The organism is Rhizobium sp. BR 362, assembly GCF_036528765.1.
Classification (GTDB): Bacteria; Pseudomonadota; Alphaproteobacteria; order Rhizobiales; family Rhizobiaceae; genus Rhizobium.
The window spans coordinates 39,378-48,224 of the sequence record NZ_JARWGH010000035.1; the positions used below are offsets into that span (position 1 = coordinate 39,378).

12 protein-coding genes and 1 pseudogene are annotated in these 8,847 nt (G+C 58.6%); 7 read left to right on the forward strand and 6 right to left on the reverse strand.

Going from position 1 to position 8,847, the window contains the following annotated elements:
- Positions 1–171: 171 nt before the first annotated feature.
- Genes QDY28_RS26170 through QDY28_RS26180 form a run of 3 tightly spaced genes read right to left on the reverse strand, consistent with a single transcriptional unit; the run spans position 172 to position 2,095 of the window.
- Positions 172–930, reverse strand: a complete 759-nt coding sequence (locus QDY28_RS26170) for an HNH endonuclease (protein WP_331384289.1) — start codon at positions 928–930, stop codon at positions 172–174.
- Positions 931–1,359: a hypothetical protein gene (locus tag QDY28_RS26175; protein ID WP_331384290.1), complete on the reverse strand. Its 429-nt coding sequence runs from the start codon at positions 1,357–1,359 to the stop codon at positions 931–933.
- The gene (locus tag QDY28_RS26180) at positions 1,346–2,095 is read right to left on the reverse strand and encodes a hypothetical protein (RefSeq protein WP_331384291.1); all 750 of its coding nucleotides are present in this window, start codon (positions 2,093–2,095) and stop codon (positions 1,346–1,348) included. The genes QDY28_RS26175 and QDY28_RS26180 overlap by 14 nt, the downstream gene beginning before the upstream one ends.
- 190 nt (positions 2,096–2,285) lie before the next feature.
- Between QDY28_RS26180 and QDY28_RS26185 the strand changes: the two genes are divergently transcribed.
- Together QDY28_RS26185 and QDY28_RS26190 are read left to right on the forward strand one after the other, a co-directional pair.
- The gene (locus tag QDY28_RS26185; protein WP_331384292.1) at positions 2,286–2,879 is read left to right on the forward strand and encodes a YqaA family protein; all 594 of its coding nucleotides are present in this window, start codon (positions 2,286–2,288) and stop codon (positions 2,877–2,879) included.
- Between the two features lie 15 nt (positions 2,880–2,894).
- Complete coding sequence (locus QDY28_RS26190; RefSeq protein WP_331384293.1) at positions 2,895–3,404, forward strand: disulfide bond formation protein B; 510 nt, start codon at positions 2,895–2,897, stop codon at positions 3,402–3,404.
- A 273-nt stretch (positions 3,405–3,677) separates the two neighbouring features.
- Here QDY28_RS26190 and QDY28_RS26195 read toward each other — a convergent pair whose 3' ends face one another.
- Positions 3,678–4,235: an HNH endonuclease gene (locus QDY28_RS26195; protein ID WP_104824507.1), complete on the reverse strand. Its 558-nt coding sequence runs from the start codon at positions 4,233–4,235 to the stop codon at positions 3,678–3,680.
- Positions 4,236–4,346: 111 nt separating this feature from the next.
- Positions 4,347–4,991, reverse strand: a complete 645-nt coding sequence (locus tag QDY28_RS26200; RefSeq protein ID WP_331384294.1) for a DNA-3-methyladenine glycosylase family protein — start codon at positions 4,989–4,991, stop codon at positions 4,347–4,349.
- Positions 4,992–5,034: 43 nt separating this feature from the next.
- Here QDY28_RS26200 and gluQRS point away from each other — a divergent pair, with 43 nt between their 5' ends.
- Positions 5,035–5,916: a tRNA glutamyl-Q(34) synthetase GluQRS gene (gluQRS, locus tag QDY28_RS26205; protein WP_331384295.1), complete on the forward strand. Its 882-nt coding sequence runs from the start codon at positions 5,035–5,037 to the stop codon at positions 5,914–5,916.
- Here the strand turns inward: gluQRS and QDY28_RS26210 are convergent.
- Positions 5,881–6,813 (reverse strand): YihY/virulence factor BrkB family protein, encoded by a 933-nt coding sequence (locus QDY28_RS26210; protein WP_331384296.1) that lies wholly within the window; start codon positions 6,811–6,813, stop codon positions 5,881–5,883. The two genes, gluQRS and QDY28_RS26210, sit on opposite strands and share 36 nt — an antisense overlap.
- A 98-nt stretch (positions 6,814–6,911) precedes the next feature.
- Between QDY28_RS26210 and QDY28_RS26215 the strand changes: the two genes are divergently transcribed.
- The 4 genes and pseudogenes from QDY28_RS26215 to QDY28_RS26230 all read left to right on the forward strand — a co-directional run.
- A complete protein-coding gene (locus QDY28_RS26215; protein WP_331384297.1) occupies positions 6,912–7,745 on the forward strand; it encodes an SDR family oxidoreductase in 834 nt (277 codons plus the stop codon).
- Positions 7,746–7,764: 19 nt separating this feature from the next.
- Positions 7,765–7,968 (forward strand): twin transmembrane helix small protein, encoded by a 204-nt coding sequence (locus tag QDY28_RS26220; RefSeq protein WP_028754832.1) that lies wholly within the window; start codon positions 7,765–7,767, stop codon positions 7,966–7,968.
- A gap of 13 nt (positions 7,969–7,981) precedes the next feature.
- The gene (locus tag QDY28_RS26225) at positions 7,982–8,560 is read left to right on the forward strand and encodes a cob(I)yrinic acid a,c-diamide adenosyltransferase (protein WP_331384298.1); all 579 of its coding nucleotides are present in this window, start codon (positions 7,982–7,984) and stop codon (positions 8,558–8,560) included.
- A 201-nt stretch (positions 8,561–8,761) separates the two neighbouring features.
- Positions 8,762–8,847: pseudogene (locus QDY28_RS26230) on the forward strand (electron transfer flavoprotein subunit beta/FixA family protein); the annotation flags it as partial.

Below are 8,847 nucleotides of genomic sequence, written 5' to 3' on the forward strand. Positions count from 1 at the left end.
AGCGATTGCATTGGCAGCTCGCGATATCAGGAGGGCTCCGCGCGCACGTATCTCCCTGAGAATGGCGCCTGCTCTTGGTATCGTCAAAGCGAGCGCTCAGTTGGCGCACTCACTCGCTAGTCGCGGCGAGGGTTCGGCGATACTCGATGGGGACATGGTGTTCGTCGCAAATCATTTTTTACTTGATGCTCGCCAAGATGCTTCTGGATATAAGGCCTCCGTTCCTCTCAATCGCTGCAATCGCTCTTGCCGCTCTTGCTCGCCGTCAGGATTTTCATCGATCAGAGCCGACTTTGCATACTCATGCAATATCTTCCTAATAGCGGCCTCCATGGAATCGTTCGCATCTGATAACTGTTGGATGGCTTCCTGCGCCCGCTTCCTTATATGCGGTGGCAGTTGATCGATGCGAAATGTAGACAATCCACGGATGCCAGCGGCAACAAGCTCCTCACAATTGGACAGACGAATTCGAAGTTCTCTGATGCGCCGCAAGCTAAGCCGATTCAGATCAACAGCGTCGACGGTGAACTCTGCCAGTTTGGTGAGGCCTTTGAGCAAAAGGCCTTGCCGGGCAAAATGGTCCGCAAATTGATCTTGATCAGGTCGAAAGAACCTTATGCCGTCAGCACGCGCGACCTCTGGGACGGTGCGGGGTCCCTTCCGGGTGTTGCATTCATCACAGGCGTACATGAGATTGGAGTATACGCACTCCAGATCGGGTCTGGCACTCTTGGGCTCATAGTGGTCGATCGTGAACCTTATGGCTTGAGCTTCCGCCTCCGACATCGTGCAATAGGCGCAGGAATAAAGGAAGTCTCGCCGAAGTGTCTGCTTGTATTCATCATAGGGCCGACCATCGGGCACGCCTGATCTTATGACGAGATCGACATCTGATCGCTGAACTTGCGTCAACTCATCGTCTGACATTCAGCGACGCCGACCACTTTGGCTGGCGAGTTGGGCGCGAAAGCTGGTAACCTCGCTTAAAAGGTTTTCATATCGAGCAACATGCTCTTCTAGGACGTCTAACGTTGCGCCGTATTTGGCGTCTTCAATTCGATCAAGTGACCAACGCACATAAGCAAGGCGATTTTCCTCGGCGCGCGAGAGAGTTCCTTCGAACTTCCTGTCCAGCAGCTTTTGGCGCTCATTGAGCAACGCATCGTGTTCTTCAGCAGATACAGCCGTCGCGTTCAACCGTCCTGCCACTTTTGCAGTGACAGCGTAGGCAGAGTTTGAGCCGAGATTGGGCATCTGGAATTCGGCGCCAGTGGCGTCAGACGATATCTCGGCCGATCCAGCTCCTTCTGGCTGCTGGACGTTCGCGGCTTCGCCAAGCTTTTCAAGCGGTCTCATCGAAGGCGTTCCCAATAGCGAGCTCTTCAAAGTATTCGAGAGCGGTCTTCTGTGTAGCTTGACAAGCCCGTTCGAGCTCGCGCCGAGTGACAGGAATTTTCTTTTTCAGAAATCTTTGCCAGTCGAAGACAATAGTCAACAGTCCGTCTTCTTCTTCCGCTTTGGCTATTCGATGAATGCATCGCTCGCGCACGTTTTCATCTTCGTGGACGGTGGCAGTAAGGGCCATGTTGAAGCCCTCAAGCTTTCCCGCCCATGGACGTCCGAGATACTCAATAAAGCGTAGGATGCCAGGGGGTAGGTCATCTTCGGAGACGGTTGTCGTAGATACGACTCCAACCCTCATTACATGGCGGCGACCAGCCTCAGGAAGCAAAAGGGTTGATTCAATAAGCATCTCAGTCGCATCCGACAAAAGCGACGAAAAGACCTTCGGGCTCGATATAAGTTGCGCGACTGGCAGACCACCACTAATCGCCTTGAGCTGCATTCGATGCTGAAATTGAACCGATGCCTTTAGGGCGTCGAAGGAATAGAGGAAACCATTCTCTCGCTGAATATCGACCCTGAATACGTCTTGTGGCTGTGGCGTAACGACAAATTCTGGCTGTTCAGGCGTTCCCCATGTCATCATGAGCGCCGCTAACTTTGTCAGAATCGCTTCACCACCCCCATAAAAGGGGTCAAGCTGAAAACCAACAGATGGCTGAGATGCAAGCTTATCACACCAGGTCATAGGACGCGCCCCCGATTCACGAGGAATGATAGATCGCCGACATTAAAGAAAATCTACCATGCGCTTTAGGTCGCCATGATGCCCAAGCATCACGAAAATTTTCAATTTTGTGCCCTTTCCGTCATCCCCCGACCATTTACAGCCATAATCCTGCCCCCTAAAGGTGTGCAACGCAGCAAAAGGGGGCAGAATGCTTCGTAGACTTTACGATTGGACCATGTCGCTGGCTCGCCGCAAATCGGCGGAAATCTGGTTGGCCATTATCGCCTTCGTTGAGAGCTCGGTCTTCCTCGTGCCCGCCGACGTCCTGTTCCTGCCGATGTCTCTTGCCAAGCCCGAGCGCGCTTGGCGTTATGCGCTGACGGCGACGGTGGCCTCCGTGCTCGGCGGCATTGCGGGCTGGGCGCTCGGCTATTACGCCTTCGAGACGATCGCCAAGCCGATCCTGATCTTCTACGGCAAGCTCGACGCCTTCAACCAGATGAGCGCCGGCGTCACCTACGGGTGGGTCGTTCTGCTGCTCGTCACGTCGGGCCTGGCGCATCTGCCGCCGATCAAGGTGGTCACCATCCTCTCCGGCGTCGCCCATATCGATCTCGGCCTGTTCATCATCTCGGCCATCGTCGCCCGCGGCGCCCGCTTCTTTTTCCTGGCCTTTCTGCTGCGCCGCTATGGCGAATCGATCCGGCACTTCATCGAGAAGCGCCTGGGGCAGATCACCATGGCGGCCGCCGCCGTCCTCATTCTTCTCTACATTCTCTTCCATTATGTGCTGGCGCACTGAAGACGGAGCCCTTGCATGTCTAAGACTTTGACCTCTCGCGCCGGTCTCACCTATTCCGCGCTGCTTGCGATCGGCATGACCATCGTCATCGGCTCGGCGCTCGGCTTCCAATATATCGGCGGCTATATTCCCTGCGCCCTCTGCCTCGAGCAGCGCCAGCCCTATTATTACGGCATTCCCGTCGCGATCGTCGCCGCTCTGACGGCGGCTGCCGGCCTGCCCTCCTGGATCACCCGCGCGCTGCTCGCCATTGCCGGCATCATGATGGTGGTCGGCGGCGGCATCGGCGTCTATCACGCCGGCGTCGAATGGCACTTCTGGGCCGGCCCGACCACCTGTTCCACCACAGCCAGCAGCATGACGCAGAACGCCGGCGACCTGCTGAACGAACTCAGCACCATCAAGGGCCCCTCCTGCACGGAAGCTGCACTCCGCGTCCTCGGCCTGTCGATGGCCGGCTGGAATGTGATCGCCAGCGTCATTCTGGCAGCAATTGCGTTTATGGGCGTGAAGAAGGCTGCATGATCGTCGGCAGAGGCCGCGATCTCTCATGTGCCGTAGCTGTGACCCCCCCTCTGTCACTGTCGTGACATCTCCCCCACAAGGGGGGAGATTGTTGGGAATTTGCTGCTCGCTGTCCCAAAATCAGGACCTTGGTCTCTGCGGGTTAGATATCCGCTTAAGGCGAGAGCGTACTATAAGTTACCAATCTCCCCCCTTGTGGGGGAGATGTCACGACAGTGACAGAGGGGGGTGCCGCACTCTCCGCGAACTTAATCGCTAAAGAGAAGAGCAACCTTACGGCTGCAGTTCCGTATCCCAGTAGAGATAGTCGAGCCAGCTATCGTGCAGATAGTTCGGCGGGAACAGGCGGCCGTTGTTGTGCAGGTCCTGCACGGTCGGCTGATAGGGCTTCTGCGCCGGGAACATGCCGGCCTGCTTCGGCAGCTTGCTGCCCTTGCGCAGATTGCAGGGCGAACAGGCAGCCACCACGTTTTCCCAGGTTGTTTCGCCGCCATGGGCGCGCGGGATGACGTGGTCGAAGGTCAGATCGTCATGAGCGCCGCAATATTGGCATTCGAACCGGTCGCGCAGGAAGACGTTGAACCGGGTGAAAGCAGGGTTACGGGAGGGCTGAACGTAGGTCTTGAGGCAGACGACGCTTGGCAGCCGCATCGAGAAGCTCGGCGACGATACAGACTGATCGTATTCTGCAATGATATTCACACGGTCAAGGAAGACCGCCTTGATCGCGTCCTGCCAGGACCAGAGCGACAAGGGGTAATAACTCAGCGGCCGATAGTCAGCGTTCAGTACGAGCGCTGGCAAAGACTGCGGTGAGACTGCAATCGTCAAGGAACCCTCCTGATCGATTCGGCATCTACATCTGTATATTAGGCCGGTTGTTACAGGATTGTGAAGTCCAATAAATTCAGTGCATAGCGTCGAATCGACGGGAGCAGTCCATCAAGCGATGGGCAGCGCCTCGCGTCGGGTTTTGACGGCGTAATAGGCCCAGAAAAGCCTGGCCGCGACCGAGCGCCAGGGCGTCCACACGGCCGCTTCCCGGGCCAAAGCCTTGGGCAGGGGTCTGACTTCATGCCCAAAAGCCATGCCGACGGCCGCCTGCAGGGCGACGTCTCCGACCGGAAACACATCTGCGTGACCGCCGCAGAACATCAGATAGACCTCCGCCGTCCAGGGGCCGATTCCCTTGATGGCGGTCAGCTCGGAAAGCGCCTTTTCCGGGCTTTCGGCGCTGAGTGAGTGAAGATCGAGGCGGCCGCTGACCGCGGCCTCCGCAACGCGCTGCAAGGTATCCGCCTTGATCCGCGACAAACCAAAGGCGCGCCAGGCATCCGGTTCCAGCCCGTGATATGCCGCGGCGCTCACCCGTCCCATCCTCGCCATCATCCGCCCCCAGATCGCATCGGCGCTTGCCCGCGATACGACCTGCGACACGATGATATGGGCAAGCCCCTCGAAGCCCGGCTCGCGCAGGCGCAGCGGTACGGGTCCGGCCTCGGAGACAATCTGCCGCAGGCGCGGATCGAGCTCGACCAGCGCCGCCAGGCCTTGCCTGATATCGTCTTCACCGCGGATGATGTGCATGGCGTCTCGTAGTCCGGGATTAAAATTCGTGGCAGAAGAAAGCATGAACGCGATTCCCCGTCAAAAGCCGATATTCCGTTTTGCACCGAGCCCGAATGGCCCGCTGCATCTCGGCCACGCGCTGTCGGCGATCCTCAATCACGACATGGCGGATGAGGCCGGCGGCCGTTTCCTGCTGCGCATCGAAGACATAGATCAGGCCCGCTGCACACCCGAATTCGAAGCGGGCATATTTGCCGATCTCGCCTGGCTGGGCCTCTCCTGGGAAAAACCCGTGCGCCGGCAGTCAGACCATTTCCCTGCCTATCAAGACGCCTTGCGTTCGCTCATCGAGCGCGGCCTCGTCTATCCCGCTTTTCTGACGCGTGGCGAGGTGAAGACACGGGTCGCAGCCGGCGAAATCGACGGAAATCCGTGGCCGAGGGATCCCGACGGCACGCCGCTTTATCCGCCGGACGATCGCCTGCGCAACGATGAGGAAAGGAAGCGATTGCTGGGCGCCGGTCTCAAACACGCCTGGCGGCTCGACATGGAAAAAGCCATCCTCGCGATCGGGAGGCCGCTGCACTGGCAGGAAAGCGGCGATGGCGAGCGGGGCGATATTCCTGCCAATCCTGCCGCCTGGGGCGATGTCGTCCTGTCGCGCTCCGACGCGCCGTCGAGCTATCATCTCTCCGTCGTCGTCGACGATGCGGCGCAGGGCGTGACCCATGTCGTTCGCGGTCTCGACCTCTTTCACGCCACCTCGGTCCATCGCCTGCTGCAGGCCTTGCTCGGCCTGCCGCAGCCGCTCTACCATCATCATCGGCTGATTGTCGGCGAGGACGGCAAGAAGCTCTCGAAGAGCGAGCGCGATACCGGCATTGCCGAATGCCGCCGGCAGGGCTGGTCACCGGCGGAGCTTCGTCGCCGCATCGGTCTCTGAATGGTTTTCCAACCGTTCTCTAGCCGCTTCGGGGCCACCCGCTCCTTTGCCGAACAGCATGCGCCGCACCTTGAACTTCATCAGCGCCGCGTTGAACTCCGCGCCGAGGATGAAGATCACCGCCAGCATGTAGAGGAAGACGAGCACGATCATCACCGAGGCAAGGCCGGCATAGGTGGCCGTGTAATTGGCGAAGGTTGCGAGGTAATAGGCAAAGATCACGGCGCCGAGCGACCAGCAGAGCAATGTCAGGAACACGCCGGGGATGACATCGAACAGCCGCCGTCGTCCGGCTGCCAGCCACAGATGCAGGATCAGCAGTCCGGCAAGCAGCAGGAAGACGGTGCCGTATATACGCCAACTGAAAACGACAACCAGAATATCGGCAAGCTGCGGCACCCACTCCCGCGTATAATTCAGCACAAGCGGCACGGCGACCAGCATGATGCTAAGAAGGGCAAAGATCAGAACCGCCATAAGCACATAGCCGAGGCTCGCAAGGCGGTTGAAATACCAGGGCCGGTTTTCCGGCACGCGGTAGGCGCGGTTGAGCGAGATGCGCAGCGCCTCGACGCCGTTGGAAGCGAAATAGGCCGCGGCCAGCACGGAAACGGTCAGCAGCCCGCCGCGCGGAATGGTCAAAACCTGCACCACCTGATCCGCCAGGGGCTTTGCGATCGCTTCCGGCCAAGTATCGAAAATCAGATGCACCGCTGTCGAAGAAAACTGGCTGGCCCCGAGGAAACTCGCAAGCGCCGTTCCGAAGATCAGAAACGGAAAAACGGCCAGCAGCGTCGACAGCGCCACATGGCTTGCCATCGCGAAACCGTCATCCTCGACGAAATGAAACACCGCGTCGTAGACGACCCTATAGAGCGTACGAACGAATGTCGGCATTCCATCTCCGCTTGAGCCCGGTTTTCGTCCGCCGGTTGTCGATTGTGTCGGGTCCTTGAATATGGGAAACGTCTCCCCGTTTGTACAGGAATCATTCCATGGCAGATCAACGCACTATCATCGCAACGGGTTGCTCCTCCGGCATCGGCGCTTTCTGCGCCCGTGCATTGAAGGCGGACGGCTGGCGGGTTTTCGCAACCGTGCGCAAGGAGGCCGACCGTGCTTCCCTCGAAGCCGATGGTATCGAAGTGCTGCTGATGGACTATACCCGGTCGGAAACGATCTCCGCACTGGTGGCAACCGTTCGCGAACGGACCGGCGACCGCATCGACGCCCTGTTCAATAATGGCGCCTATGGCCAGCCGGGTGCGGTGGAGGACCTTTCTACCGATGTGCTCCGCGAGCAGTTCGAGACGAATTTCTTCGGCTGGCATGAGCTGACGCGGCAGGTCATCCCGCTGATGCGCAGGCAGGGCCAGGGCCGCGTCGTCAACGTATCCTCCATTCTCGGCCTGATCCCCTATCGCTTCCGCGGCGCTTACACGGCTTCGAAATTCGCGCTGGAGGGCCTGACGATCACGCTCAGAATGGAGCTGCAGGATAGCGGCATTCATGTCAGCCTGATCGAGCCCGGCCCGATCGCCACGCGCTTTACCGCCAATGCGCTCGCCAAGATCGAGGAGCATATCGATCTCGAACATTCGGCCCATGCGGTTGAATATCGGCGGCAATTGGCGCGGCTGAATGGCACAGGCCCAGTCAACAGGCACAAATTGGGACCCGAAGCGGTCTATGACGTGTTAAAATCCGCGTTGAACGCTAGAAATCCACGTCCGCATTATGTGGTGACCCTGCCAGCAAAACAGGGGGTTGTTTTGAAAAGGCTGTTGCCGGCTAACCTTTTCTATCGTCTGATGCGCCGGTTGGATTGAACGACGAAGGCCCGAAGCAATGTCTACCGTTACCTATATCGCCGCCATCATCCTCATGGGCCTGGTCGTGATCGTTCTCATTCGCGGCCTGTTCAACATGATGAAGGGCGACAATCCTAACCTCTCCAATCGGCTGATGCAGCTTCGCGTGCTGCTGCAGGCAATCGCGGTCATCCTGATCATGCTGACGCTGTGGCTGACCGGCGGCGGCCGTCCGACCTGACGACGGGATCATTATGGTCAAGCTCAACAAGATCTATACGAAGACCGGCGATGACGGCACCACTGGTCTGGTCGCCGGCCCCCGCCGGCTGAAGCACGATTTGCGCGTCGAAGCCTACGGCACGATCGACGAAACCAACTCCATCATCGGCATTGTCCGGCTGCACACCAACGATATGCTTGAACTCGATGCCATGCTGATGCGCATCCAGAATGACCTTTTCGATCTTGGCGCCGATCTCTCGACACCGGAAACGGACGAACCGCTCTCCTACGAGCCGCTGCGCATCATCGACAGCCAGGTCGTACGCATCGAACAGGATATCGACGCGCTCAATGCCGCTCTCGAACGCTTGAAATCCTTCATCCTGCCTGCCGGCAGCCCCGCCTCCGCGCATCTGCACCTCGCCCGCACGGTCGCGCGGCGCGCCGAGCGGCTGATGGTGGCTCTTTCACGCAGCGAAGGCGAGCGCGTCAGCCCGGCGGCTTTGAAATACATAAACCGCCTCTCGGATTTCCTGTTCGTCGCCGCACGTCATGCGAATGATCAGGGACGCGCCGATGTGCTGTGGGTTCCGGGAAAGAATCGGTAGGTGAGGCAAACTATGTTTGTCAGCAACCTACCGTATTGACGTTAACGTAAGCATTATTTATGCCCCCTGAGCCGATTTGCCGTTCTGCGCCGCGCAAGCGTTGTATTTGGGGAAAAAACGCGTATCCATGTCGCCATTCGACAAACGGAGTGGCGCTGAACAGGCCATGTTCTTTGGGCGCAGTGTTGAAGGAAGGATTCCATGAAGATTCTCGTCCCCGTGAAGCGGGTGGTTGATTACAACGTGAAGATCCGGGTGAAGCCGGACGGTTCGGGCGTCGAGCTTGC